At 69.1% G+C, this 26,655-nt stretch carries 23 protein-coding genes, 1 pseudogene and 1 riboswitch; of the genes and pseudogenes, 8 read left to right on the top strand and 16 right to left on the bottom strand.

The annotated features are described in order from the left end of the window. Positions 1-33 precede the first annotated feature (33 nt). Positions 34-1,563, top strand: coding sequence for a pyridoxal phosphate-dependent decarboxylase family protein (locus ABFT43_RS01030; protein WP_347958551.1), 1,530 nt, complete (start codon positions 34-36; stop codon positions 1,561-1,563). Further along, positions 1,560-2,879: a lysine N(6)-hydroxylase/L-ornithine N(5)-oxygenase family protein gene (locus ABFT43_RS01025; RefSeq protein WP_347958550.1), complete on the top strand. Its 1,320-nt coding sequence runs from the start codon at positions 1,560-1,562 to the stop codon at positions 2,877-2,879. The genes ABFT43_RS01030 and ABFT43_RS01025 overlap by 4 nt, the downstream gene beginning before the upstream one ends. A gap of 268 nt (positions 2,880-3,147) precedes the next feature. Here ABFT43_RS01025 and ABFT43_RS01020 read toward each other — a convergent pair whose 3' ends face one another. The 6 genes from ABFT43_RS01020 to ABFT43_RS00995 all read right to left on the bottom strand — a co-directional run bounded on the left by ABFT43_RS01020 (position 3,148) and on the right by ABFT43_RS00995 (position 9,348). Then, positions 3,148-4,119: an ABC transporter substrate-binding protein gene (locus ABFT43_RS01020; protein ID WP_347958549.1), complete on the bottom strand. Its 972-nt coding sequence runs from the start codon at positions 4,117-4,119 to the stop codon at positions 3,148-3,150. A gap of 27 nt (positions 4,120-4,146) precedes the next feature. Continuing rightward, complete coding sequence (locus ABFT43_RS01015; protein ID WP_347958548.1) at positions 4,147-4,968, bottom strand: hypothetical protein; 822 nt, start codon at positions 4,966-4,968, stop codon at positions 4,147-4,149. Between the two features lie 149 nt (positions 4,969-5,117). Next, positions 5,118-6,422: a wax ester/triacylglycerol synthase domain-containing protein gene (locus tag ABFT43_RS01010; RefSeq protein WP_347958547.1), complete on the bottom strand. Its 1,305-nt coding sequence runs from the start codon at positions 6,420-6,422 to the stop codon at positions 5,118-5,120. Between the two features lie 31 nt (positions 6,423-6,453). Then, positions 6,454-7,620, bottom strand: coding sequence for an acyl-CoA dehydrogenase family protein (locus ABFT43_RS01005; protein ID WP_347958546.1), 1,167 nt, complete (start codon positions 7,618-7,620; stop codon positions 6,454-6,456). Between the two features lie 39 nt (positions 7,621-7,659). Then, the gene (locus ABFT43_RS01000; RefSeq protein WP_347958545.1) at positions 7,660-7,908 is read right to left on the bottom strand and encodes an acyl carrier protein; all 249 of its coding nucleotides are present in this window, start codon (positions 7,906-7,908) and stop codon (positions 7,660-7,662) included. A gap of 66 nt (positions 7,909-7,974) precedes the next feature. Next, positions 7,975-9,348: a salicylate synthase gene (locus ABFT43_RS00995; protein ID WP_347958544.1), complete on the bottom strand. Its 1,374-nt coding sequence runs from the start codon at positions 9,346-9,348 to the stop codon at positions 7,975-7,977. A gap of 166 nt (positions 9,349-9,514) precedes the next feature. Between ABFT43_RS00995 and ABFT43_RS00990 the strand changes: the two genes are divergently transcribed. Beyond that, positions 9,515-11,173 carry a (2,3-dihydroxybenzoyl)adenylate synthase gene (locus ABFT43_RS00990; protein ID WP_347958543.1) on the top strand — a complete coding sequence of 553 codons (1,659 nt, stop codon included), beginning with the start codon at positions 9,515-9,517 and terminating at the stop codon, positions 11,171-11,173. Here ABFT43_RS00990 and ABFT43_RS00985 read toward each other — a convergent pair whose 3' ends face one another. Beyond that, a complete protein-coding gene (locus ABFT43_RS00985; RefSeq protein ID WP_347959236.1) occupies positions 11,174-11,521 on the bottom strand; it encodes a GNAT family N-acetyltransferase in 348 nt (115 codons plus the stop codon). 194 nt (positions 11,522-11,715) lie between these two features. After that, positions 11,716-11,830, top strand: a riboswitch (TPP riboswitch). Between ABFT43_RS00985 and thiC the strand changes: the two genes are divergently transcribed. Together thiC and thiD are read left to right on the top strand one after the other, a co-directional pair. Continuing rightward, the gene (gene thiC / locus ABFT43_RS00980) at positions 11,821-13,512 is read left to right on the top strand and encodes a phosphomethylpyrimidine synthase ThiC (protein ID WP_347958542.1); all 1,692 of its coding nucleotides are present in this window, start codon (positions 11,821-11,823) and stop codon (positions 13,510-13,512) included. (Overlaps the previous riboswitch by 10 nt.) Then, on the top strand, positions 13,509-14,372 hold the full coding sequence (gene thiD, locus ABFT43_RS00975) for a bifunctional hydroxymethylpyrimidine kinase/phosphomethylpyrimidine kinase (protein ID WP_347958541.1): 864 nt from the start codon (positions 13,509-13,511) through the stop codon (positions 14,370-14,372). The genes thiC and thiD overlap by 4 nt, the downstream gene beginning before the upstream one ends. A gap of 43 nt (positions 14,373-14,415) precedes the next feature. Here the strand turns inward: thiD and ABFT43_RS00970 are convergent, their stop codons facing one another. The 5 genes from ABFT43_RS00970 to ABFT43_RS00950 form a co-directional block, all read right to left on the bottom strand. Further along, positions 14,416-16,104, bottom strand: a complete 1,689-nt coding sequence (locus ABFT43_RS00970) for an ABC transporter family substrate-binding protein (RefSeq protein WP_347958540.1) — start codon at positions 16,102-16,104, stop codon at positions 14,416-14,418. Continuing rightward, complete coding sequence (locus tag ABFT43_RS00965) at positions 16,077-18,176, bottom strand: ABC transporter ATP-binding protein (protein ID WP_347958539.1); 2,100 nt, start codon at positions 18,174-18,176, stop codon at positions 16,077-16,079. Before ABFT43_RS00965 ends, ABFT43_RS00970 begins: the two co-directional genes overlap by 28 nt. Then, a complete protein-coding gene (locus ABFT43_RS00960) occupies positions 18,173-19,174 on the bottom strand; it encodes an ABC transporter permease (RefSeq protein WP_347958538.1) in 1,002 nt (333 codons plus the stop codon). The genes ABFT43_RS00965 and ABFT43_RS00960 overlap by 4 nt, the downstream gene beginning before the upstream one ends. Before the next feature lies 1 nt (position 19,175). Continuing rightward, positions 19,176-20,159 (bottom strand): ABC transporter permease, encoded by a 984-nt coding sequence (locus tag ABFT43_RS00955; protein WP_347958537.1) that lies wholly within the window; start codon positions 20,157-20,159, stop codon positions 19,176-19,178. A 67-nt stretch (positions 20,160-20,226) separates the two neighbouring features. Then, positions 20,227-20,616, bottom strand: a complete 390-nt coding sequence (locus tag ABFT43_RS00950; protein WP_347958536.1) for an SHOCT domain-containing protein — start codon at positions 20,614-20,616, stop codon at positions 20,227-20,229. Between the two features lie 205 nt (positions 20,617-20,821). On the opposite strand from ABFT43_RS00950, the gene ABFT43_RS00945 reads away from it, so the two are divergent. Next, positions 20,822-21,877 (top strand): LLM class flavin-dependent oxidoreductase, encoded by a 1,056-nt coding sequence (locus ABFT43_RS00945; protein WP_347958535.1) that lies wholly within the window; start codon positions 20,822-20,824, stop codon positions 21,875-21,877. A gap of 22 nt (positions 21,878-21,899) precedes the next feature. On the opposite strand, the gene egtD is transcribed toward ABFT43_RS00945, so the two are convergent. Beyond that, positions 21,900-22,877 (bottom strand): L-histidine N(alpha)-methyltransferase, encoded by a 978-nt coding sequence (gene egtD, locus ABFT43_RS00940; RefSeq protein ID WP_347958534.1) that lies wholly within the window; start codon positions 22,875-22,877, stop codon positions 21,900-21,902. Next, a complete protein-coding gene (egtB, locus tag ABFT43_RS00935; protein ID WP_347958533.1) occupies positions 22,874-24,133 on the bottom strand; it encodes an ergothioneine biosynthesis protein EgtB in 1,260 nt (419 codons plus the stop codon). The genes egtD and egtB overlap by 4 nt, the downstream gene beginning before the upstream one ends. Before the next feature lie 290 nt (positions 24,134-24,423). On the opposite strand from egtB, the gene ABFT43_RS00930 reads away from it, so the two are divergent. Then, positions 24,424-24,645, top strand: a complete 222-nt coding sequence (locus ABFT43_RS00930; protein ID WP_347958532.1) for a hypothetical protein — start codon at positions 24,424-24,426, stop codon at positions 24,643-24,645. Positions 24,646-24,724: 79 nt separating this feature from the next. Here ABFT43_RS00930 and ABFT43_RS00925 read toward each other — a convergent pair. Continuing rightward, positions 24,725-25,217, bottom strand: a pseudogene (locus ABFT43_RS00925) (DUF5709 domain-containing protein). A 144-nt stretch (positions 25,218-25,361) separates the two neighbouring features. Here ABFT43_RS00925 and ABFT43_RS00920 point away from each other — a divergent pair. Continuing rightward, positions 25,362-25,931 (top strand): hypothetical protein, encoded by a 570-nt coding sequence (locus tag ABFT43_RS00920; RefSeq protein WP_347958531.1) that lies wholly within the window; start codon positions 25,362-25,364, stop codon positions 25,929-25,931. A gap of 84 nt (positions 25,932-26,015) precedes the next feature. Here the strand turns inward: ABFT43_RS00920 and ABFT43_RS00915 are convergent, their stop codons facing one another. After that, positions 26,016-26,441, bottom strand: coding sequence for a DoxX family protein (locus ABFT43_RS00915; protein WP_347958530.1), 426 nt, complete (start codon positions 26,439-26,441; stop codon positions 26,016-26,018). Positions 26,442-26,655: the final 214 nt, after the last annotated feature.

The following is a 26,655-nucleotide window of genomic DNA, read 5'->3' as shown; positions in this document are numbered from 1 at the left end:
TCCGCCGCACGTGTCCGCACAGGGGGAGACTCAGTGACCGAGAACCGCACGTCCGCAACCCGGACCTCACGCTTCGCCCGGCCCGGGACCGGCTGGGCCGAGGTGGGGCGCGGACTGGCCGAGGCCGCGCATGCGGTCGCCGAGCACCATCACGGGGCACCGCTCCCCGGCGGCGACCCGGTGGCGGTGCTCTCCGCGGTCACCGAGGCCATCGGCGCCGGGGGCATCCCGGAGACCGGCATCGGCGAGTCCGAGGCGCTGCGCCGCATGGCCCGACTCGTGGCGGAGTACGGACTGGACCTCACCCACCCGCTCACCGCAGCCCACCTGCAACCGGCCCCGCTGTCGGTGGCGGTCGCCGCCGATGCACTGGCCAGCGCCACCAATGCGTCCCTGGACACCTACGACTCGGGCCCGGCCACCCTGGCGCTGGAGACCTGGACCGTGCAATCGCTGGCCCGGATGGCCGGTTTCGGACCGCAGTCGGGCGGCGTGTTCTCCCCCGGCGGCTCCATCTCGAATCTGTTGGCGCTCATGATCGCCCGCGACCACACCGCCTCCCGGATCGGCGTCGACGTCCGCAGGGACGGTGTCGCCGCACTGGATCGCCCGGTCGTCCTCTGTTCGCGCGTGGCGCACTTCTCGGTTCATCGAGCATGTGCCGCACTGGGTCTCGGTGAGTCCGCGGTCATCCCGGTCGAGGTCGACTCGCATCACCGCATGGTCCCGGAAGCCCTCGAGACCGCGATCCACCAGGCCGGCGACGCGACCCCGCTGGCCATCGTCGCCACCGCCGGCACCACCGACTTCGGCACCGTCGACCCGCTGCCGGAGATCGCCGACATCGCCGAACGCCACGGGATCTGGCTGCATGTCGACGCAGCCTACGGTTTCGGATCGCTGTTCTCCGACCGTCTCCGCGGGCTACTCACCGGCATCGAGCGCGGCGACTCGGTGACCCTCGACCTGCACAAGGTCGGCTGGCAGCCGGCGGCCGCGAGCCTGATGCTGCTCGCCGACGCGAGCCGGTTCGTCTCGTTGAACCGTTCGGTCGCCTACCTCAATCCCGATGACGACGTCGAGGCCGGTTTCAGCGGACTTCTCGGCCAGACCCTGCAGACCACCCGGCGACCCGACGTGCTGAAGGTCGCCGCGACCCTGATGGCCTACGGGCGCCGCGCCCTCGGCGAGATGCTCGAGAGGTGCAACGACCTCGCGGTCTACGCCGAGCACCGCATCGCCACCGAGCTCCAACTGGAACTCGTCGCCCCGGTCACGCTGACCACCGTCGTGTTCCGATACCGCTGCGCCGATCTCGACGCCGTCAACGGCGAGCTGCGCCGCCGCCTCATCTGCGACGGCAAGGCGCTGATCGGCCGGACCCAGGTACTCCTCCCCGGCGTGGAGGAACCCCAGACCTGCCTGAAGCTGACGCTTCTCAATCCCGACGCCACGGAGCGCGACATCGACGAGCTCTTCGACGAGATCCTGCGCGTCGCACTGGAAGTCGAATCCGAGGGCACCGGCACGCAGAGCGAGAAGATGGTGAGGGTATCCGAATGACCCGGCAAGAGAAGGTAGACGTACTCGCGATCGGTTGCGGCCCGTTCAACATGGGGCTCGCCGCCCTGGCGTCGACGGTCGATGACTGCGAGGTGCTCGTCGTCGACCCACGGGACGAGTTCCGGTGGCACCCGGGGCTCATGTTCCCGGACGCGAGCCTGCAGGTGTGGTTCCTGTCGGATCTGGTGACGCTGGTCGACCCGACGCATCCGCTGTCGTTCCTGAACTACCTGGCCGACACCGATCGGTTGTACCGGTTCATGGTGCGAGAGAACTTCTTCCCGAGTCGTCTCGAATACGAGGACTACCTGCTGTGGTGCGTCCGCCGCCTCGACTCGCTGCGGTGGGGCACCACCGTGACCGAAGTGGACTGGGAGCCGGACGTCGACGCCTTCCGCGTCACCATGGTGACCAACGGCGTCGAGTCCACGGTGATCGCCCGTCACGTCGTCGTCGGCGTCGGCACCGAGCCGTACGTGCCGGAGGCGCTGAAGACCGACTCGCCCGACGTCATTCACAGCTCGGAGTACCTGTACCACCAGGAGCGGGCGCACGCCGCCGACTCGGTGACCGTGATCGGCTCGGGTCAGTCGGGCGCCGAGATCGTCGCCGATCTGCTCGAGGCCAACTATCACGGCGGTCCCGCTGTCCGATGGTGGACGCGCACGCCGTGGTTCGCGCCGCTGGACTTCACCAAGCTGTCGCTGGAGATGACCACGCCGGCCTACATGGATTACTTCCAGGGTCTCCCCGAGGAGACCCGCGACCGAATCCGGCCGCAGCACTGGCAATTCCACAAGGGCGTCTCCGCCGACACGCTCGCCCGGGTCCACGAGCTGTTGTACCGCCGCCAGTTCGCCGAGAAGCTGAACCCGGTGCAGTTGCGCATCTCCACCGCGGTCGAGGGCGTCGACACCCTGCCCGACGGGAGACTCCGTGTCCGGGCACGCCACCTCGACACCGGCAGTGCCCTCGCCCACACGACCGACCTGGTCGTCGCCTGCACCGGCTACTCCCGTCGCGAAACCCCGTTCCTCGCGCCGATCGAGCCGCTGCTGCACCGTGATTCGAGGGGGCGCTACGTCTTCGGACCGCAACACCAGGTGGAGACGGAGCCGACGCTGACCAACCGGCTGTTCATGGTCAACGCCGAGGAGCACGCGATCGGCGTCTCGGCGCCGAACCTCGACATCGGCGCGGTGCGCAACGCGCGCATCCTCAACACGGTCATGGGCCGCGAGGTGTACCGCCTGCCGAAGGACACCGCGTTCACCCAGTTCGGCGTCGACGACGCCGACGACGTGGTCGCCGAGTAGGCGTCCGCACCGCGGCCTTCACAGCCCGGTCCGCCGAGTGCGGGCCGGGCTGTCGTGCCCGGAGCGATTCTGCCTGCCCGAGGCGGGATCCACCGCTGGACGGCGCCGGCGGCGATGGTGCGCCCCACCGCCCCCTCGCGATGAGAACCCGCGCCCCGCAACTCATCCGGCGAGTCGGGACACACGCTCCTCACTTCGGCCGACCGCGCATCCGATCGCGAAGGCCCGCCCTGCACGGGCAGGGCGGGCCTTCGCGCGGTCGGCGGACTCAGGCGGTCGCCGACCCGAACGCCGGCTTCAACAGGTCCAGCACGTACGGGATCGAATTCGGCGACGGCGCGTTGAGACCCGTGATCTGCGACTGGGTCAGGAACGCGACCGCGCCGTCCTTGACGGACTCGAGGTTCTTGTACCCCGGCAGGCCTCGCAGTGTCTCGGCCTGCTGCGGGGTGGCGGTCGCGACGACGAGCACGTCGGCGTCGAGCATCGGGATGTTCTCGGTGCTCAGCCCGAAGCGGGGGTTGCCGCTGCGCTGGTACTCGGCGACGAGCTTCGGCGCCATGGTCATCTTCAGCTCCGAGAACAGCTTGGCCGCACCGTCGTTGGGGTCACCCAGCACCGACAGCTGGTCGTTGCCGTACATGAAGGCCAGCGCGTAGGTCTTGCCCGCGAGACCCGGGAACTCCTCGGAGATCGCCGTGATCTTGCCGTTGGTGGTCTCGATGATCTCCTCTGCCTTCTCCGGCTGGTGCAGGACCGTGCCCATCACCGTGACCATGTCCTGCCAGGGGTCGATCTCCTGGCCGCTGATCGAGTTGATCGTCGGCGCGAGCTTGGCGATCTTCTCGAATTCCGGGCTGTTCGAAGCGAATCCGGGCGCGAAGATCAGATCCGGGTCGAGCTTTGCGATGGTGGTCGCGTCGTCACCCTTGGTCGGGTCGACGAAGGTCGAGTCCTTCAGCTTCTGGCCGTACCACGGCTGCAGCTCACCGGTGGCCGACTTGGAGTAGTCGTAGTAGCCGACCGGGGTGACGCCGAATGACAGCGCCACGTCGGTCCACTGGTCGCCCAGCGTGACGATGCGCTTGGGGGTCTCCGGGATGGTCACCGAACGGCCGTCGGGCAGGTTCAACTGCACCGAACCGCCCGACGAGTCGTCCGAACCCGAGCATCCGGCCAGCAGACCGGCGAACATGAGCACACCCGCGAGGAGCGCACCGAGACGAAGTCGTGAGGTCACGTCAGATCTCCAGGAGGTCGATGGGCGTCAGAGCGAGCAGGGCAGCAGGACGAAACTGGCGATGAGACACACGCTCTTGTTCGACAGCTTCCACTTGTCGCCGGACCACACCCAGGTCAGGGTGCGGTTCTGTGTACCGCGACCGACGACGCTGATCTGCAGCGGCGCGTTCATGGTGTTACCGCTGACCTGGACCGGACCGACCATCTGGTAGCTGAACCCGACGTTGCCGTACTGGGTCAGCGCCTGCGAGACCGCATCGAGCTGGCGCAGCGCACGCTCGCCGCCCTCGAGTTCGGCGGCACGTGCGGCACGGCTGTTGCGCGCGTTCATCACCGTCTTGACCTTGGTGTTGAGCTGGCCGGGGGTGAGCGCGGTCGGCGCGGCCGCGGCCTGCTGTTGCTGCGGGGCCGCATTGGTCGCCGGCGCCACCGGAGCGGCCGGGGCGGCCGGGGCGGGAGCCGCTGCGACACCCGGGGCACCGCCGGCCGCGCCACCGCTCTCCGGGACGACCTCACCGGCCGGGGCGGGAGCAGCCGCCGCCGGGGCGCCCGCGGCCGGGGCGGGCTGCTGGCCGGCAGCACCCACGAGGGCCTGCTGCTGCGGGGTCTGCGCAGAACCGAGGTTGACGACGGTCGGCTGCGCCGACGACGAGTTGTCGTCGTCCAGGGCCACCAGGCCGACGACGCCGATGGTGACGATGATCGCGGAGATCACCGCCGCCACACCTGCCGATGCCAGCACGGTCGGGATGCTGATCCCACCCGAGCGCTTCTCCGAGGCGGCGTCGGGTTCGTGGGACTCGGCCACGTACCCCTCCGGGGCCTGGTAGTCGACATCGTTCTGCATGTGTTTCTCCGTGTGTTCTCTTGTGTCGCGTGTCGTCCCTGCCGGTGATGACGGTCGCCCGTTGTTCGAGCAGCGGCGCGAATGCCCGAGCGGTCGGTCGCTCGCGATACTCACCAGCGTTACTAGGGAAGCCTAACCTCGCCTCGGTTTCAGAACGAGGGCAGGGCCTCGTTGAGCACCTCACCGAACCTCGCCACGAACCTCTCCGCATACCCGGGCAGCGCCTGCGCGTCGGTGACGATGCCGAAAGTCGTCGTGGTGCCGAGGATCAGCACGGTCACCGAGAACGAGTACCCGGCCAGCGGGGACAGCGGCGTCAGCGACGCCATCGGCTTGCCCAGCACCGAGCGCACCCGGGAGAAGCCCGGGTTGACCCCGATGTGGATGTCGGGGTGCATGTGTGCCATCGAGGCGTTGACGATGGCGCGCTGCAGCCCCCACAGAGGTGCGCGCGGCAGGTCGTCGGCCGCGGCCAGGTACAACTCGGGGCGTCGTTCGGCGATCGTCTTCAATTCCCCACGCGCACGGTCGATCTGCTTGGCGAGGTCGGCCTCGTTGCCCGGCAGGTTGAGCAACGCGACCGACACCGCGTTGCCGGTGTGCCGGAACTCTTCGTCGAGCGTGACCGGGAGGGTGACGCGCAGGACGTCGGCCTGCGGCGTCGCCGGCGGGTCGATGCTGAGGGCACGACCGATCGCGCCGAGCACGAACTCGTGGACGCTCGCGCCGTTGGCCTTCGCCGCCTTGCGCAGCGTGCGCGTCGACGTGCTGAACAGCGCGTGGTCCCGGCGCCCCGACTTCGTCAGACTCGGCCAGGCGCGCTTCTTCCCGCCGCCGGCCGCGTGCTGGTCGTTGAACGCGGCCTTGGCCTCCTTCAGCTTCTCCGGGTCGATGCCGCTGATACGGAACCGCGGGCTGGTGGCGAACCGCTCGAACTCCGCGAGCTCGTCGGGCTCGCCGTCGGCGAGCAGCGCCGCGAACGCGGCCCCGGCAATGCCGTCGGAGATGCTGTGGTGCACCCGGAGCAACACCCACTGGCCGACCGCCTCGGCGCCGGGCGCCGGCGTGAGGACGGTGATGGCCCAGAACGGGCGCGGACGCGGCAGCGGGGTTTCGAGCAGCGCGGACACGCGCCGGCGCAGATCCGAGCGGTCGGCGACGACGATCTCGGAGACGTGCTCGCCCGGATCCCACGACTCGTCGGCGAGCACGACCTCCGGCCTGCGCCACCGGCCGTTACGGACCCCCATGCGGAAGATGTCGAACAGCCGGCCGCGGTCGCGTACCCGGCTCCGCACGTCGTCGAGGTCGAGCAGTCCGTCGGCGACGTCGAGCTCCAAGATCATCGACCAGTGCATGGGCGCGCTGTCGGTGTCCATGTGCAGGTAGGTGTGATCCGGCGGCGCGAGCTCGGTCACGCGCGGGTCCGCCGGGGTGGCGACAGGGCTGTTCATCAGTGTGGGACCGCCTGGATTCTCGGGACGCTCAGGACGTCGGGTTGCCGGTAACGGTGAAGAGCGTTTGGTAGCGCTCGTTGTCGGGTTTCATCGCGGCGGCGACGAGCTCCCACAGCACCTCGTCGGTGCCGCCGCCGACGCGCGCGAGCTTCATGTCGCGCCACCAGCGCCCGATCGGGGTGTGGGTCTCCAGGTAGCCGACGCCACCGAAGATGTGCAGGCACTCCGAGGCAACCTCTTCCCCGAGATTCGCCGCGGATGCCTTGAGCGCGGCGGCGGTGCGGAGGTTGATCCTGCCCTCGGCGGCGACCCCGTCGAGGGCGTAGCGCAGGACGTCGACACGCGCCTGCAGGTCGGCGATGCGCAGCCGCAGCGCCTGGTGGTCGTACAGCTTCTTGCCGAACTGGGTGCGGTCCATCATGCGGGCCAGGGTGACCCCGAGCATCACGTCACAGGCCGCGACGATCTGCGCCGGGACCGACAGGCGTTCGTGCGCGAGTCCCCAGCTGATCACGGCCAGCCCGGTGCCGGGGCGGGCTACGAGCGCCTCCGCCGGGATCCAGGTGTCGATGGCGATCGGCGCGGTGTCGAGCGGCCCGGCGCCGAGCTTCTCGTACGGTTCGCCGACCTCGACCCGGTCCATCGGGACCACCGCCAACGCGACGTTGCCGCCGGCGTCCGGCCCGTCCTCGACACCACGGCAGACGACGAAGACGTGGTCGGCGATCGGCGAGAGCGAGACGAACTTCTTGGCTCCGACGACACGGTAACCACCGTTCTCGGGATGGATGCGGGTCTCGGAGTTCTGCAGGTCGGAACCACCCTGCTCCTCCGACGCGGCGATGCAGAGCACGGCGTCGGTGGCGATGGCCCGCTCGGCGAGGTCGCTGAGGTAGTCGTTGCGACCGAAGCGGCGCAGGATCGCGATCCCCGAGTCGTGCAGGCTCACACCGACTCCGATGGCCGCCGAACCCAGGCAGCCGAGGTGCCGGCCGAGGGCGAAGTGGTCATGCAGGTCGGTCTGCTTGCGCCCTTCCCACTTGCGCGCGAAAACCCCCGCCGCGCCCAGATGTTCCAGCAACGGTCGCGGGAATCGCCCGGTCTCCTCGGCCTGTTCGGTCCACTCGGTGACCTTCTCGTCGAAAGCCGCGTCGAGCAGTTCGGCGTAGGTCTGAACCCCGTTGTCCGCACTCATTCTCTCTCGCAGTCCCTTTCGCGCTGGATGGTGTACCGGTCAGGCGGTCGTGCCGGCCTTCGCGCGGATCAGGTCCTCGAGGTCGCCGACGGTCTTCGACTCGAAGAGCTCCTTTTCGGAGAGCTTGACCCCGAGGCGTTCCTCGATGGCCACCACACCGATGGCGAACGCCACCGAGTCCAGTCCGAGGTCGTCGATCAGCCTCGACTCGCGGGTGACGTCGCCCAGCGCGAGATCCAGATCCTCCTCGAGGATGCCGCGCAGGGCTTCGGTGATGTGGTCGGACATATGGTGTGTCTCCTGAATCTTCTTCTCGGTTGGGGGTTCTCGTGCGAGGCTCGGCCGAGCGCGGTGTCAGCGCGGGATCACGTAGGGCGCCACGCTGCCGAGCTTCTCGCAGGTCTCCTCGAACTCGCGCTCGGGGGTGGATTGGGCGACGATGCCGGCGCCGGCCCGCAGCCAGGCCCGGCCGCCGGACGAGAAGACGGTGCGCAGCGCGAGGGTCGCCTCGAGTTCACCGGTCGACGACGCGACGAGGACCGCGCCGGAGTAGGGGCCGCGGCGTCGGGATTCGAGGCGGTCGATGGCCTCCACCGCGGGCGTCTTCGGGATGCCCGACGCGGTGATCGAGGGGAACACGACCTCGAGTGCGCGCCAGGGGTTCTCGTGGTCGGCGAGGGTGCCCTTGACGGTCGAGGCGAGATGCTGGACGCTGCCCCGCTCGCGGACCTCCATGAAGGGGCCGACCGCAGCGGTGCCGGGGACGGCGATGGCGGCGATCTCGCCGTAGCAGGCGCGCACCGACATGGCGTGCTCGGCGACCTCCTTGGCATCGCCGAGCAGTTCGGCGCGGGCGGCCGCGTCCTCCTCCGCCGATATCCCGAAAGCCCTTGTGCCCGCCAGCGGTTCGGCCACCACGGTACGGTCGGCCTGCACCGCGACGACCAGCTCGGGGCTGAAACCGGCGGCGGCGAGGTCGCCGAGGGAGAACAGGAACGAGCGCGCGGGGGTGTTGTCGGCGCGGCCCCGGGCGTAGGTCGCGGGGATGTCGACCGCAAACGGGATGTCGACGGCGCGCGACAGGATGACCTTCTGATAGCGACCTTCGGCGATCTCGGCGACCGCGGCGGCCACGCGACCGCGGTAGTCGTCGGCGTCAGTGCGCACGTGGACCGGGCGTGACTCGACCGGAAGCCGCGCGGTGGAGGCGATCTCGACGAGACGGCGCGACAGCTCGGCGTCCGCGGCGCCGGTGTCGACACCGTCCGCGTCGACGAACGCCTCGAACTCGGGGACGACGAGATGGGCCAGCACCGTGTTCTCCGGGACGCGGTCGAAGATGCCGTGGTAGGGGGCGCAGAAGTCGAAACCCACCCAGCCGTAGAGGTTCCACTCGTCCACCGACAGCGAGGCGGTCGCAGCGGCGAGCGCGTCGGCCGGGTCGCCCTGCCAGGCCATCGCCGTGCGGTGGCCCCGATCGTCGACGACGATCTCGTCACGCGTGACCACGATCCGCGAGCGAACCCCGGCGGCCAGAATCCAGCGCCGGCCCCGTTCGTAGACGACGTATTCGCCGAACTCACCGGACGCCGCCCAGGCAGCCGCGATCCGCGCGGCGTCGGCGTCCGCGAGCGGGGCCGCCGGCACCGACCGGGCGTCCACGCCCGCAACACCGGTGCCGTCCTCGACGCGAAGGTCGGCGACGCGCGAGTCGGTTGTCAGCGACATGTCCTCATCCTCCGGGTCGTGGTGCGGGGCACCCGTGATCGAAGCGCTACTCGCGCAGTATTAGGGCAGCCTAAACAAACACCCGAGGCCTAGTCGACGGCGGGGCTCGCATGAACTCGATCGGCCAGTAAGGTTACCCTATCCTGCCTGTGTTTGAATGGGACGCATGCCGACGCATCTCGACGACGTGACCGACCTGCTCGACGGCTTCACCCCGTATGCGGACGCCCAGGCGCGGCGCTACCGCGAGGCCGGGCTGTTCCGGGACCTGCCGCTGTACGCGGGCCTCGACCAGACCACCGCACGCACCCCCGACGCCCCGGCCGTCACCGACGCCTCGATCGACGGGCCGCGCACGCTGACCTATGCCGCGTTCCGCGATGCGACCCTGCGCCGCGCGGCCGGCTTCGTCGACGCCGGACTGCGCCCGGGTCAGCGCGTCGTCCTGCAGCAGAACAACTCCCTCGAGTTCGCCCTGAACCTCGTCGGCCTGCTGCGCGCGGGCGTCGTGCCCGTGATGACCCTCCCCGCCCACCGGATCACCGAGATCGCCCATCTCGCCGGGGGTTCCGGCGCGGTCGCCTACATCACCGAGGACGGGCGCCGCGGCTTCGACCACCGCGACCTGGCGACCGAACTGCGCACGCGCGTGCCGGGTGTCGAGCGGGTCTTCGTCTCCGGCGACCCGGGCCCGTTCCTGCCCGTCCCGGACGCCGACCCGGCCTCCGTGAGGCTGCCGGCGGCCCCGGATCCCGAACTGCCCGCGCTGTTCCTGATCTCCGGCGGCACCACCGGCCTGCCGAAGCTGATCGCGCGCACCCACAACGACTACGACCTCAACGCCCGGCTGTCGGCGCAGGCGGCGAGGTTGACCGCCGACGACACCTACCTGGTGTCGCTGCCCGCGGCACACAACTTCCCGCTGTGCTGCCCCGGCATCCTGGGCACCTTCGCCGTCGGCGGGCACGTCGTGTTCACCGACAACCCGAGCCCCGACAACACCTTCGGCCTCATCGAGCGTCACGGCGTCACGGCGACCGCACTGGTACCCGCGCTCGCCCAGTTGTGGTGCGCGGCGACCGAGTGGGAACCCGCGGACGTGGGGTCGCTGCGCCTGCTGCAGGTGGGCGGCGCCAAGCTCGCCCGACCCGACGCCGAGGCCCTCGACGAGGCGCTCGGCGACATCGTCCAGCAGGTGTTCGGCATGGCCGAGGGACTCGTCTGCTACACCCGACCCGACGAGCCGCGCGAACTGGTCCACGAGGTGCAGGGCTCGCCGATGTCGGAGTTCGACGAGGTGCGCGTCGTCGACGAGGACGGGAACGACGTGCCCGACGGCACGGAGGGCGAACTGCTCGTCCGCGGGCCGTACACGATCCGCGGCTATTACCGGGCCGACGCCCACAACGAGAAGTCCTTCACCCCCGACGGCTTCTACCGGTCCGGCGACAAGGTCACGCGACTGCCGTCGGGGCACCTCGAGGTGACCGGGCGCATCAAGGACACCATCGTCCGCGCCGGCGAGAACGTGGCCGCCGACGACGTCGAGGAGAACCTCCTCGCACACCCCTCGGTCCGCCAGGTCGCCGTCGTCGGGCTCCCCGACGAGGCGCTCGGCGAGAAGATCTGCGCCGCGGTCGTCCTCTCCCACGAGCACCCGCCGGCCGCCCCCCTCGAGACGGCCGAGCTCCGCACCTTCCTGCGCGACCGAGGCCTCGCGGCGTTCAAGCTGCCCGACGACGTGCGGGTGGTGCCGAACCTGCCGGTCACCGCCGTGGGCAAGATCGACAAGAATGTGCTGCGGGAGCGGTTGCTCGCGGACTGATCACACCGGCGCGAGTTCGACGACACCCGGGTGACGGTCGAGGTAGTGCTTGGTGAACGAGCACACCGGCCGCAGCCGGGCGTTCTGTTCGCGGGCGAAGTGGATGATCGTCCGCGTCAGCCGCGTGCCGAGGCCGTGGCCGCTGTACTCGTCGTAGAGCACCGTGTGCAGCACGGTGATGGTCTTCTTCCCGTCGACCATGTCGATCGAGTACCCGATCACGCCCACCAGGTCACCGGCGACCCACAACTCGAAGCGTTCACGGGCCGGATTGTGCACGACCTGCGCTATCTGCTGCAGGATCGATCTCGCAGACTGCGGCGGACGATGCCGGAACTTGCGTCGCACCTGCGCTCCCTTCTGGTCACTCACGCGGGTCACATCCCCCGCGGGCCGGGAATTCCGCCGCTGCTCGACGCACGACCCGTGTGACTCCGGTCACACACTACCTTACGGTTCCGTAACTGCCGAGGGCCTTTCTGCCCGGACGGGGGCTGACGAGGGTCCCGGCCCGGATGTAAGGTGGCGTGCGCAACAGCACAACCACATACCGCGGGGGCTCTCACGATCACCGAGGGCTGAGATGGCGACAGGCGGTCGCCGACCGCTCGAACCTGTCCGGGTAATGCCGGCGTAGGGAGATCATCATGGGCACACGTGTATCCACCACACCCACCACCTCGGAGCTGACCACCGGTCCGATCGAGGGCAGCACCAAGCAGTACCTCACGGTCGACCATCTGCGCGTCCCGGTGCGTCGCATCCATCTCACCAACGGCGAACATCTCGACGTCTACGACACGTCGGGCCCATACACCGATCCCGACGCCGACATCGACGTCGAGCGCGGGCTGGCGCCGGTCCGCGACGGCTGGAACCGGCCCGAACCGGTGAACGGCGCGAGCACCCAGCTCGCGTGGGCCCGTGCGGGCATCATCACCGACGAGATGCGGTTCGTCGCCGCCCGCGAGGGCGTCGACGAAGAGCTCGTGCGGTCCGAGGTGGCCGCCGGCCGTGCGGTGATCCCGGCCAACCATCGGCACCCCGAGTCCGAGCCGATGATCATCGGCAGGCGGTTCGCGGTGAAAGTCAATGCGAACATCGGGAATTCGGCGGTCCGCAGCTCGATCGCCGACGAGGTCGAGAAGATGGTGTGGGCGACCCGATGGGGCGCCGACACCGTCATGGACCTGTCCACCGGCGCCGACATCCACACCACCCGCGAGTGGATTCTCCGGAACTCGCCGGTGCCCGTCGGCACGGTGCCGATCTATCAGGCGCTCGAGAAGGTCGACGGCGACCCGACCGCCCTGACCTGGGAGATCTACCGCGACACCGTCATCGAACAGGCCGAGCAGGGTGTCGATTACATGACCGTGCACGCCGGCGTCCTGTTGCGCTACGTGCCGCTGACCGCACGCCGGGTCACCGGCATCGTGTCGCGCGGCGGCTCGATCATGGCCGCCTGGTGCCTCGCGCATCATCAGGAGTCGTTCCTGTACACGCACTTCGAGGAGCTCTGCGAGATCTTCCGGCGCTACGACATCACCTTCTCGCTCGGCGACGGCCTTCGTCCCGGGTCGATCGCCGACGCCAACGACGAGGCGCAGTTCGCCGAGCTGCGCACCCTGGGCGAACTGACGAGGATCGCCAAATCCCATGACGTGCAGGTGATGATCGAGGGGCCGGGACACGTGCCGATGCACAAGATCGCGGAGAACGTGCGCCTCGAGGAGGAGCTGTGCGAGGAGGCGCCGTTCTACACGCTCGGCCCGCTCGCCACCGACATCGCGCCGGCCTACGACCACATCACCTCCGCCATCGGCGCGGCGATGATCGCGCAGGCCGGCACCGCGATGCTCTGCTACGTCACCCCGAAGGAGCACCTCGGACTGCCGAACCGCGACGACGTGAAGGTCGGTGTGATCACCTACAAGATCGCCGCCCACTCCGCCGACCTCGCCAAGGGTCATCCGCGAGCCCGGGCTCGCGACGACGCATTGAGCAAGGCACGCTTCGAATTCCGCTGGATCGACCAGTTCAACCTCGCCCTCGATCCGGACACCGCGCGTGAGTACCACGACGAGACGCTACCCGCCGAACCGGCGAAGACGGCGCACTTCTGCTCGATGTGCGGCCCCAGGTTCTGCTCGATGCGGATCTCCGCCGACGTCCGCGCGTACGCCGAGGAGAACGGGCTCGCCACCGCCGAGGACATCGAACGGAGGATGGCCGAGGGGATGGCAGAGAAGTCCGCGGAATTCGCACGTGCCGGCAAGCGGGTGTACGTGCCGCTCGAGGCCGTGTCGGCCGAGTCCACCTCGGGAGGACGTGCGTGACCGACGGATTCCAGTTGCTGCCGGTCGCCGCACCGGGATCGACGCCGGTGCGGGTGATGACCATCGCCGGATCGGATTCCGGTGGCGGCGCGGGCATCCAGGCCGATCTGCGCACCTTCGCCTTGCTCGGCCTGCACGGATGTGTCGCCGTCACCGCGGTGACGGTACAGAACTCGCTGGGGGTCAGCGGGTTCCAGGAGATCGAACCGGCCACCGTCGCCGCGCAGATCCGCTGCGTCACCGAGGACATCGGGATCTCCGCGGCGAAGACCGGCATGCTGGCCTCGGCGCCGATCATCGATGCGGTGGTCGCGCAGTGTCGGGAGAGCGGGATCGGCGGGGACACCGGCACCCCGCTGGTCGTCGATCCCGTGTGCGCGTCCATGCACGGCAACCAGCTGCTCGCCGATTCGGCCCTGGACACGTTGCGCGACAACCTGTTCCCTCTCGCGACCGTGGTGACCCCCAACCTGGACGAGGTGCGTCTGATCACCGGTATCGACGTCGTGGACGCCGACACCCAGCGCGAGGCGGCGAAGGCCCTGAAGGACCTCGGTCCCGCGTGGGCACTGGTGAAGGGCGGTCACCTGCGGTCGAGCGACCGGTCGCCCGACCTGCTCTACGACGGTTCGGAGTTCATCGAACTCACCCACGAGCGCATCGTCACCCCGCACGACCACGGTGCCGGGGACACCCTCGCCGCTGCGATCGCCTGTGCTCTGGCGCACGGGTATCCGGTGCCGGACGCGGTGGGGTTCGCCAAGAAGTGGGTCACCCGGGGACTCGCCGCGGCGTATCCGCTCGGCGGCGGCCACGGACCGGTGAACCCATTGTGGCGCGTCGGGGATCAGGTCCTCTGATCATGCTTCGCCGCACGCTCTTCGGCTCTTCGCGCAGCGGAGGTCACTTCTCCCATCCGATGTCCTCGATGGGCCCGACGTAGAACTGTCCCGCACCGTAGTTCGCGAGACCTTCCTTCACCGCGACCATCGACGGGCCGTTGAACAGCGGCAGGTTCGAGAACTGGGCGAAGGCCTCACGCTCGAGTTCGTTGCCGACCCGGATCTGCTCGTCCGGATCGCCGATCCGCGCCATCTCCGCGATCTTCGCGTCGAGTTCGGGATACCCCGCCCCGGCGGGGTTGAGTTGCGAACCGCTGCACCAGACCTGGCAGAAGTAGGCCATGCCGTAGGGGTCGCTCGACGAGAACCCCATCATGAAGACGTCGAACTCCTTGTTGATGACGATCTGCGAGAAGTCCGACGACGGGCGTTGCCGCACGACGAGGTCGACGCCGACCTTCTTCAGGATCGCCTGCAACGCCCGCGAGAGATTGAGGCCGGTGGTGTCGTCGCCGGTGTTCGGCATCTCGAGGGACAGTCGCCTGCCGTTCTTGCGGCGGATGCCGTCGTCACCCGTGACCCACCCGGCCCGCTCGAGGAGCCGCTCCGCCTTGGCCGGGTCGTAGGACAGGACCGCGGCGAGGTTGTCGGAGTAGCCGGGCTGGAACGGGTACAGCGACAACGACCCCGGTAGCTCTTCCGCGTAGTTGAGACCAGTGAATCGGATGCGGGCCAGCGTGTCCCGGTCGATGGCGGACAGCACGGCCTCCCGCACGGACCGGTCGGAGAGGATAGGCGCGTCGAGGTTGAGCACCAACAGCGCCTGCTGCGGGGACGCCGCGGTGCGGATGTCGATGCCGTTCATGGTGAGGACCCGGGCCCGGGCGTCCTTGGCGGCGACGCCGGTGGCGTCGAGCTCGCCGTTCTGGAAGGCGTTCAGGGCCGCCTGCGACTCCATCTGGCGGAACACCCGCCGGTCGAGTTTGCCACGGTCGCCCCACCACTTCGGATTCCGTTCGAACACGACGACGCCCTGGTCGGCGTCATATGACGCGATCGTGTACGGACCGGCGCCCCACTCCGGATGCGGGGTGCGGATGTAGCCCTCGTTGTACACCTCCGGGTCGGCGACCCGCGGGTGCAGGACGCTGTTGAACAGCCCGTCCGGCCAGGCGTAGGTGCCGTCGAACCGGACGACCACCTCGCGGTCGTCCACGCCCCGGGTCACCGACTCGATCTGCCGGTACCCGTCGGTGGAACTGGCGATGAACCGCTCGTCGACTCCCCGGTTGGTCTGCCACGTGGTGACGAACGCCCGGTGGTCGATGGGCGTGCCGTCGTTGAAGTACGCCCTCGGACTGAGTCGGTAGGTGACGACGGTGTCGCCTTCGACGATCTCCTTGCGCACGTCGGTGACGTAGTCGGGGTTCGGGGAGTACTCGCCCTCCGGTGAGAAGTAGGCGAGTTGCGGGTTGTACCAGCGCCACAGGCCGAGAGTGTAGGCGGAGGCATCGGCGTGGAAGGTGTTCCACTGCGCGCTCACCTCCGGGGTCGCGGTGGTGAGGGTACCGCCGTCCCGGATGTTCTCACGCGGTTGCGGATTGAGCGAGGCCCCCTCCGTCGTCACGGCGCCGGTGTCGACCGCCGCCCCGCATCCGGTCACCGCCGCCGTCACCAGGATCACCGCACCGAGCACGGTGACGACCAGACCCCGGCGGCGCCTCACCACTCCACCTCCGTGAAGTGGCATGCGGCTCGATGACCCGGTTCCCTCCCGGCCGGCCCCAACGGGGGCGCCGTGGTCCGGCAGCGTTCCCGGCGATCGTCGTCGAGCAGCGCGTGCAACGGACAGCGGCCGGCGAAGCCGCATCCGACGATCTCCTCGGTGGCGCCGGGCTGTTCGCCGAGCAGGATGATCGGTCGCCGTGCGCGCTCGGCCTGCGGATCGGGGACGGGGACCGCCGACAGCAGCGCCCGGGTGTAGGGATGCCTCGGATCGGTGAACACCTGCTCGGTGGGGCCGGTCTCCACGATCGACCCCAGGTACATCACCGCGACCCGGTCGGCCATGTGCCGTACCACCGAGAGATCGTGCGCCACCACGAGATAGGCGACGTCGCCGTCGGACTGCAGGCGGCGGATCAGGTTGACGATCTCGGCCTGCACCGAGACGTCGAGCGCCGACAGCGGTTCGTCGAGGATGACCAGGTCGGGTTCGGTGGCCAGCGCACGTGCGATCGCGAGTCGCTGCCGTTGCCCACCGGAGAAGGCGGACGGGAACCGGTCGGCGTGGACCGGATCGAGTCCGACGCGCAGCATCAGTTCGGTCACCTTCGTCTCGGTGATCGACTTCGACTCCCCCAGCGCACGAAGTGGTTCGGCGATGAGATCGAAGGCGGTGAACCGCGGGTCGAGCGCCTCGGACGGATCCTGGAAGACCATGGAGACCTTGCGCCGGAGCGCCTTCGCCGCGCGTCGCGGAACGTCTGCGGGATCGACGCCGCCGATGCGGACGGCACCGGCGGGTTGGGCGAAGTCCATGATCTCGAGCAGCGTCGTCGTCTTGCCGCTACCGGATTCGCCGACGAGCGCGAGGGTTTCGCCGTGCCGGAGGTCGAAGCCGATGCCGTTGACCGCGCGGACGGTGCCGACACGGCGTCGCAGGAGCCCGCTGGTCAGCGGGAAGGTCTTGGTCAGGCCCGTCACCTCGAGCACCGTCGGCCTGAGCGCGCGTTCGACGGTGGGGGCCGGCTCGGCGGCGTCCGGGACCTCGAAGACCGGCGCGCCGCCGAGTCGTCCGTCGGCGTCGATCTCCGACGCCCGGATGCATGCTGCCCGGTGAGCGACGGCCTCCCCTGTCGGCGTCGCGACATCGGCGAGTGCGGGTTCGCCCCGGCGGCACCCGTCGACTGCGACGGGACACCTCGGCGCGAACTGGCATTCGTCCCGCAGGTCGATCGACGCGGGCGGCGAGCCGGGGATCGGCACCAGCGCATGGGTGCGGCGGTCGACCCGCGGCACGGCGCCCAGCAGCCCGATCGTGTACGGCATCCTCGGTCGCGCGAACAGGGTGTCCACGTCGGCGGTTTCGACCGCACGCCCCGCATACATCACGACGACGTCGTCGGCGTGGCCGGCGACGACGCCGAGGTCGTGGGTGATCAGCAGCATCGCGGCGCCGGTCTCGCGCCGCGCGGTGCCGAGGAGGTCGAGGATCTGCGCCTGGATCGTCACGTCGAGGGCGGTCGTCGGCTCGTCGGCGATGATCACCGCGGGATCGTTGGCGATGGCCATCGCGATCATCACGCGCTGTCGCATCCCGCCGGACAGCTCGTGCGGAAAGGCCTTGGCGCGCCGCTGCGGATCGCCGATCCCGACGAGGTCGAGCAGCTCCACCGACCGCGCCCAGGCCTGCCTTGCGCTGATCGACCGGTGTGCGCGCAACGCCTCGGAGATCTGTGCGCCGACGGTGAACACCGGGGTCAGCGACGACAACGGGTCCTGGAAGATCATCGAGATCTGCGACCCGCGGACCGCAGACATCTCCTTGTCGTTCAACCCGGTCAGCTCCCGGCCGCGCAGCGTCACCGATCCGCCGACGTGCGCGGTGTCCGGAAGGAGGCCCAGGATGGCAAGGGCCGAGACCGATTTCCCCGATCCGGATTCGCCGACGATCGCGGTGGTGCGTCCGGGCGCGAGATCGAGGTCGAGCCCGCGGACGGCGTGCACCGTTCCCGCCTCGCTGCGGAGGTCGACGCGCAGATCCCGGACCTGCAGCACGGTACCGGTCGTCTCGGGGACGGGTTCGTGGACGACGGTCACCGGCGGACACCTCCTCCGCCCGACGTCGGATCGAAGGCGTCGCGCAGTCCGTCGGCGACGAGCGCCATCGACACCGTGAGCAACGACAGCACCGCCGCCGGGAACCAGAACAGCCACGGCGACGCAGCGAGGGTCCCGGCACCCGCCTGCAGGAGCGAGCCCAGGGTGACGTCGGGGATCTTGACTCCGAATCCCAGGAAGGAGAGCCCGGTTTCGGTGAGCACGGTCGTCACGATCCCGAGCGCGAAGTTGATCACCAGCAACGAGGCGATGTTCGGGAGGATGTGGCGGACGATGATCGTCAGCGGCGCGACGCCCATGTAGCGGGCGGCGGCCACATAGGCGCGTTCCCGGACCGACAGCGCCAGCGAATGGATGACGCGCGCCAGCATCATCCAGCCGAACGCGACGAGCACGACGATCAGCCAGCGCCAGTCTCCCCCGGTGCTGTTGGAGACCAGGGCGAGGATGAGGAAGGTCGGCACGACGAGCAACAGGTAGACCACGCCGAGCACGATGCGCTGTACCCAGCCGCCGAAGTAGGCGGCGAATCCGCCGAGGAGCGCGGCGATCACGGTGGTGCCCACCGACACCAGGACCGCGATCGTCAGCGATCGCTGGAGGCCGTGCACCACCTGGGCGTACAGGTCGTTGCCGGCGTCGTTGGTGCCGAACCAGTGGATGCCGTCGACCCCCTCGGATCCGGGCGGGAACCCGATCGCGAGGAAGTCGGCGTCGGTGTAGGAGTAGCCGGTGAAGAGACCGCCGCACACGGCGAAGACCACCAGCAGGACGAAGATCCCGAGTCCGAGGAGCGCGGACCGGCTGCGCGCATAGCGCTTGGCGAGGATGACGGCGCGGCCACGACGGCGGCGGGCGATGGGCGCGGCGGTGGCGTCGGTCTCGCCGAGAAGACCGCCGGTCTCGCCCATGATCGGGGCGGTTGCGTCGCGGCGACCGGAGTTCGGTCCCCGCGGTTCCGGTGGGAGCATGGTCATCTCAGCGCACCCGCACTCTCGGGTCGAGCCAGACCACGGCGAGGTCGGCGAGGATCGCGCCCACCGCGGTCGCGAGTGCGCCGAAGGCGGCGACCGCCACGACACCGTGGATGTCGTTGGTGTTGATCGATGTGACGAAGTACCGTCCCATGCCCTCCCATCCGAAGATGGTCTCGGTGAGCACCGCGCCGGTGAACACCGCCGGGATGGCGAAGGCGATGCCGACGGCGACCGGGATGATGGCCGTGCGCAGGGCATGCCGGCGCACCGCGACGCCGCGGGTGAGACCCTTGGCGCGGGCGGTGCGGACGTAGTCGGCGTTGATGGTGTCGAGCACCAGCGACCGCTGCAGGAGGTGCAGGCCGGCGTACTGGATCACCACGAGGGTGATGGTCGGCAGGATGAGATGCCGGATGCGGTCTGCGACAACGGGGAAGAAGCCCTCCACGCCGACGCTCGACGCGCCGGACACGTAGACCACGGTGTGGCCGAGGACCTGGTTGAGCGAGATGGCGGCCAACACGATTCCCAGGCCGACGACCGGCACCGGCAGGTTGATCATCGCGATCGAGATGAACTGCCAGGCGCGGTCGGCGAGCCGGTACTGGCGCAACGCGGTGTACACACCGAGCGCGATGCCCAGGAGGGTGGAGATCACGGTGGCGGCGGCGAGCAGCTGCACCGAGGAGACCAGGCGGAACCCGATCTCGGCGTTGACGCTCTCCCCGACCGGCGTCGACCCCCAATCCCAGTGGAGCACGACCCCGGTGAGCCACTCCCACCAACGCTCGACCAGCGGGGTCTTGTCGTTGAGGTTGTATCTGCTCAGGGTCGCGTCGACCACGTTCTCCGGCAACGGCGGTCGTCGGAGCGCGTAGTTGGATCGGGGGTCGAGGAACCAACCGGCCAGGAAATAGGTCAGATTCGTCGCGATGAAGACGAGGACGGCCCAGGCAGCGATGCGCTTGCACAGGTATCCGATCACCGCGGCTCCAGATCAGTCGTTCGGTCCGGTCATGTCGGGCCACACTCGGGACAGACCGTATCGCGACTCACGCGGATTTGCCGAGGGCCTGGGCCTTGAGATGTTCGAATTCCTCCGGGCTGATGGCCCCGGAGTCGAGAAGCGCCTTCGCCTCGGTGATCTGCTGGGTGGGCGTGGTTCCCGCGACCGAGCGGATGTACTCGTCGGAGGCGGCCTTGGCCTGCTCGACCGCCTGACGCTGGCGTTCGGCCATGCCCTTGCCCTTCGCGAGCAGGTACACGATGGCCGTGAGGTACGGGAAGATGATCAGGAAGATCACCCAGACCGCCTTCTGCAGTCCGGACGCGCCCTTGTCACGGAAGAGGTCGGTGATGATGTGCCAGAGGACGATCAGGTAGGCGACGAAGGCGAAGATGACGATCGTGTACCAGATGAAATCCCAGAACGAATCCCACATCTGGAGTCTCCTTTGCTAGAAGAAAGGGACCACCGAAATGGTCCCCTGACGATTTAGAGCATGGCACAGCGCACGCGCGCCGACCGGGCGTTCACATGCAAACGCCGAGGAGAACACATAACACTTCGGGCACCACGTTCTGCCGGATCAGGCGGAAGAGTCACCCACGATGACACAAATCGGCCGATCGTGACACGATTCCGGCATGGAATCGCAGACCGCCACACCCGAACTCGAACTGGGCCTGGACACGTTCGGTGACGTCACCGCCGATGCCGACGGCACGTTGCTGTCCGGGGCGCAGACCCTGCGCAATCTCCTCGAACAGGCGGTTCTCGCCGACGAGGTGGGGGTCGACTTCCTCGGTGTGGGCGAACATCACCGCCCCGACTACTCGGTGTCGGCTCCGGAGGTCGTGCTCGGCGCGATCGCGGCCCGCACCGGCAGGATGCGGCTCGGCTCGGCGGTCACGGTCCTCAGCTCCGACGACCCGATCCGGGTGTTCCAACGCTTCTCGACGGTCGACGCGCTCTCGTCGGGACGCGCGGAGGTGATCCTCGGACGCGGCTCGTTCACCGAATCCTTCCCGCTGTTCGGATTCGACCTCGCCGACTACGAGGAGCTGTTCGAGGACAAACTCTCCCTGTTCGCGCAGCTGCGCACCGGTGAGCCCGTCACGTGGTCGGGATCGACCAGGGGTCCGCTACGCGACCAGCGGGTGTATCCCGAGCTGGAGAACCCACCGCTGCCGACCTGGATCGCAGTGGGCGGCAGCCCGGGATCGGTGGTGCGCGCCGCGTCGTACGGACTTCCGTTGATGCTGGCCATCATCGGCGGCGACCCGTTGCGGTTCCGGCCCTATGTCGACCTGTTCCACCGCGCCACCGCCCAGTTGGGCAAGGACCCGCTGCCGGTGGGTGTGCACTGCCCGGGCCACGTCGCCGAGACCGACGCGCAGGCGCGTGAGGAGCTGTGGCCGCACTATCGCGACTACGTCGGGCGCATCGGCCGCGAACGCGGCTGGCCGCCACCGTCGAAGTTCGACTTCGAGCGGTCGACCGGACCGGGTGGTGCGCTGTTCGTCGGTTCCCCGGAGACGGTCGCGGCCAAGATCGCCTCGACGTCGAAGGCACTGGGGCTCAGCCGTTTCGACATGAAGTACTCACACGGAACGCTCGGCCACCCCGAGCTGATGCGCAGCGTCGAGCTGTACGGCACGCGGGTCATACCCCGGGTGCGGGAGTTGCTCGCCGGGAGCTGACGGTTCCCGCGGCGTCGACCCGTCAGCGCCGGGCGAGCGTGAGCGCGAAGTCCCCGAAGTCGTCGGTCCACGTCGAGACCACCCCGAATCCGGCCTCCTCCAGTTCTTTCCGGAGGGAGTCGGGATCGAACTTGGTGCTGATCTCGGTGTGGATCTCGGCCCCGGCGGGTAGCCGCCACGCGCGCCCGAGGACGGCGAAGTACGCGTCGACGTCACGGCGTGCGCGCAGCCACATCTCGATGCGGTGCTCACGCGGGTTCCACCGCGCGATGTGCTCGAAGTCGTCGGCGTAGAGACCGCGCGCATCGAGGCCGGCACGTAGCACCTCGATGAGATTGCGGTTGAAATCGGCGGTGACCCCGGCGGCATCGTCGTACGCGGCGACCAGCCGTCCGGTGTCCTTGATGAGATCGGTGCCCAGCAGGAAGAAGTCCCCCGGCGCCAGGGATGTGGCCAGCCGGCGGTAGAACTCGTCGCGGGCGGGGGCATCGAAGTTGCCGATGGTGCCGCCGAGGAACACCGCCAGACGGATGCCGTCGGCGTCGGGCAGGCTCAGGCCGGATTCGGTGAAGTCGGCGACCACCGGGACCACGTCGATGCCGGGATAGTCGGCGGACAGCGTTTCCGCGGTGGCCGTGAGGATCTCGGAGCTGACGTCGACGGGGACGTAGGCGAACCGTTGTCCCGGTGCGGCCGCGTCGGTGAACGCGTCGAGCAACAGGCGGGTCTTGGTGGAGGTGCCCGACCCCAGCTCCACCATCGCCCGGGCCCCGGTGACCCGGGCGATCTCGGCCGACCGCACGCGCAGGATCGAGGTCTCGCGCCGGGTCGGATAGTACTCGGGAAGCCGGGTGATCTCGTCGAAGAGCCTGCTTCCCCGTTCGTCGTAGAGCCACTTGGTCGGGAGGCGGGGAGGGTCCTGCCACAACCCCGAGAGGGCGTCTGCGGCAAGGCCGTTCACCTCGCCCGTGTCCGTGCGCCCCTGGCCGGTCGTGGTCATCGGGCGAGCCGCAGTCCGGCGAAGACCCATCGCGACGCGGCGGGGAAGAAGTTCCGGTAGGTGATGCGTTCGTGCCCGGCCGGGGTGATCGCGCTCGCACCACGCAGGACGTGCTGGTCGCTCATGAACTTCCCGTTGTACTCGCCGACCGCGCCGTTGGCGGGGACGAATCCCGGATACGGCAGGTAGGCGCTCGCGGTCCATTCCCACACGTCCCCCACCATCGCGGAGGTCACGCGGCCGGGGTGACATCGGTCGGGGTCGAGCAACTGGCCGCGCGCGTCACCGAGGGTGCCGGCCGCGACCTCCCACTCGAACTCGGTGGGCAGGCGGGCTCCTGCCCACTTCGCATACGCGTCCGCCTCGTAGAAGGACACGTGCATCACCGGTTCGTCTGGGACGACGGGACGACGGCCGGACAGGGTGAACGTGGTCCAGGTGCCGTCGTCTTCCTTGCGCCAGTAACCCGGCGCCTCCCAACCGGTTTCCTTGATCTTCGCCCAACCGTCGGACAGCCAGAACTCGTGGCGGCGGTAGCCGCCGTCGGCCATGAACTCCAACCAGTCGGCATTCGTGACCAGCCGGTCGGAGATCTCGAAGTCCTCCAGGAACACCCGGTGTCGTGGACCCTCGTTGTCGTAGGAGAAACCGCTGCCGACCGCACCGATCTCGTGGACGCCGCCGGAGAAGCCGCGCCACCCCATCGGCCGCGGCCGGCCGGGGACATCGGGCTCGCGGTCGACGTAGACCGGACCGAAGGCGTGGATCGAGAACAGGTGCTTGATGTCCATGAGCAGCAATTCCTGGTGCTGCTGTTCGTGATTGCACCCGAGTTCGACGAGGTCGAGGGCGGCGTCGTCGAGTCGGCCGGCCTCGAGTGCCTCGACCATCGCCGCGTCGACGTGTTCGCGATAGCGCGCGATGTCCCGGACGCCGGGCCGGGTGACCAGTCCACGATCGGGACGCGGATGCCGTTCTCCCACCGCCTCGTAATAACTGTTGAACAGGTAGCGGAAGGTCTCGTCGTAGACGACGTAGTCGGGGTCGGCGCGGAGGATGAACTCCTCGAAGAACCAGGTCACGTGCGCCCGATGCCATTTCGTCGGACTCGCCTCGGTCATCGACTGCGGGGTCTGGTCCTCGGGTGAGAGGCGTTCGGCGAGTTGGTCGGTCAGCGCCCGCACCTCGAGGTACCGCCGGACGGGATCGGCGCCGGACTGTTTGTCGGGGCGGACGGCGGACTCGGTGATGCTCACTGGATTGCCTCCCGTGGCAAGGTGCGGAGGGTGCGACGGCGTGACTCCGCTTCCATCGTCACGGGGGCATCCCGTCCTGTCAATGATGGTCCCCCGCGCAACCGACCGTCGGCGTCCCCCAGACGGCCGCACGTAGTCCAACCACTGGCTGACGACGCGAGTGCGTCAACCTACGGTTGACGCATGGCCCCGAACCCCGTACCCCTCCGACTCGACGACCTCATCGCCGTGATCCGCGAGGTGCACGACGATCCGCTCGATTAGCTGTCCGACGCGGTGCAGGCCGGGGCGTGGTCGCCGGCGATGGCCCCGTTGCCCCGGCTCCCCGCGACATCCCGGACGACGAGGCGACGGGCCTCGTTCCCTACGAGGACGCCGCGAAGTCGATGCTGGAGGCGACCGTGCAGGCCGCCGTCGACCTCGGCCACGACCCACGTCGGCACCGAGGCATCTGCTACTCGGCCTGTTCGCCGGTGAGCGGATCGCCGGCGCGCTGGGCGGACTCGGCCTGAGCCGGGACGCCGTCGGTGACCGGCTGGTCGCCGTGATGGCGCAATTCACCGAGGACGCCCCGCCGGCCGGGTAGGCGCGCTACTCCTCGTCGTCGATGTAGTGCACGGCGGCCTCCTCCGCGGAGGCGCCGGCGCCGGCGATGCCCGCGTCGTCGGCGATCGCGTCGGGTTCGGTGTCGATGCCCGAGCCGAGATCGGGCGCGATCAGCCGGCCGGCACGCCGGGCGCCGACCTCGTCGTCGGTGGCGAACTCCTCGTCATGATCCGAATCGTGTGCGCGCCAATCCGTTCGGGCGCTCCTCGGCGGTGATCTCGTCCAGCGGATCGGCCGCGCCGACGTCGGGCTCCTCCTCGGAGAGACGCTCGTCGAGCGTCTCGCCCTCACGCTGTTCACGTGCGGTCAGCCCGCGGGTCGCGCCCTTGGGCGGGTGGTCCGGCGGCGAGTACCCCTCGTCGAGCACGTCGTCGAGGCCACGGTCGATGAGCGTGTCCTCGGGCTGCAGCTGGTCGTCCTCGTCGAGGCTGTACTCGCCGTCGGAGCCTTCGGGGGTGCTGCCGATGTCGTCCTTCATGAATGTCACGATGCCAGCCCCGACGGGCGCATGCCATAGGACCGACGACTCGATTCGGTGCGAGATCGCGACGGGGTGACGCCGGTTGTCCCAGTTCGGTCAAATCGCACGCGGCGACCGCCGCGGTGGACGACAATGCGAAAGATGATCGAGGAACTGCAGGCCGAAGCAGAAGCCCTCTACGCGGCGGGCCAGTACGACCACGCGCTGGCGGAGTTCTCCGTCCTCCGGGAGATCCGGGCGCGACGCGAGGGCCCCTACTCGATCAGGTATCTGGCCAACCTGCACGACTGCGTCCGCTGCATGTCACACCTGCGGTTGTGGACCGACATCAACTACCTGTGCAGCGAACTGCACAGCAAGTACGTCCGCACCCACGGACGCGGCGAGGCCGCCACGGTCGACGTCGCCAAGCATTGGGCATGGGCACTGGTGCACCTGCGCGACTACCCGCCCGCGGTCCGGCTGTACCTGCTGACCGCCGACGCCGTGTGGGACGACGACCCGGCCCAGGCGCAGCGACTCATCGGGGCGGCCGTGGCGCATCGACACGGTCTCGATCCGGTGGAGATCATCTCGCCCGGACTCATCGACGGTGTCGGACTCCGGCACGCCGACGAGGAACGTGAGCTCGTCACCCGTCTCGTCGACGAACTCGGCGACGCCGACGAGATGAGCGCCGCCGCCACGATCGACGGTCTCGCGCTCGTCTGAACCCCGCCCGGTCGGATCTGCCCGGTCGGATCTGCCCGGTCGAATCCGCCCGCCGGGCGCGTCCGTCCGTGCGACTGCCGCCCGTCAGACCACGTCGCGGCGGCGTCGGCGGACCAGATAGCTGTCCGCCGCCGCACGGCCGTTCGAGATGTAACCCACCGCCAGCAGGCCCGCGATCAGCGCGAGCGGCCACTCGTAGCCGCCGTCGGTGTTCCAGAATCCGGCATCGGCATGGACGAACACGATCGCTCCGATCATGTCCGCGATGAGCAGCGTCGCGACGATCGGCAGGAGCAGGCCCAGGATCAGCATGATGCCGCCGACCAACTCCACCCAGGTGGCGTAATACGCGGCGAGATCCGGGTACGGGACGTCCATCCCCTCCGGCCCGAAGGCCGCCTTGGTGGCGTCCATGCCGTTGGTGACCAGCTTCTGCCAGCCGTGCGCGATGAAGATGATGCCGAGTATCAGTCGCGCGAGAAACTGCGCCAGACTTCCGATTCCGCTCATGCCCTGCTCCTCGCAATCGTCGGGCGGGCCCGGGGCCCCGCCGCCGGGTACTCTCTCAGTGTCTGCGACGACACCGTCTCGCCGCGGGTGATATGCCGAAATCGGGACATCGCCGCCCAACCGCAACCGCGTCGTGACCGACCGCGACGCACCCCGGCGGAACAGGCGCGCAGCACAGCATGATGCGGTGCCGTCGGGCGGAGCGGGACCGTCG

It is taken from the genome of Gordonia aurantiaca (genome assembly GCF_039939235.1).
Taxonomy (GTDB): Bacteria; Actinomycetota; Actinomycetes; order Mycobacteriales; family Mycobacteriaceae; genus Gordonia.
This window is presented reverse-complemented; position numbering and strand designations above follow the sequence as displayed.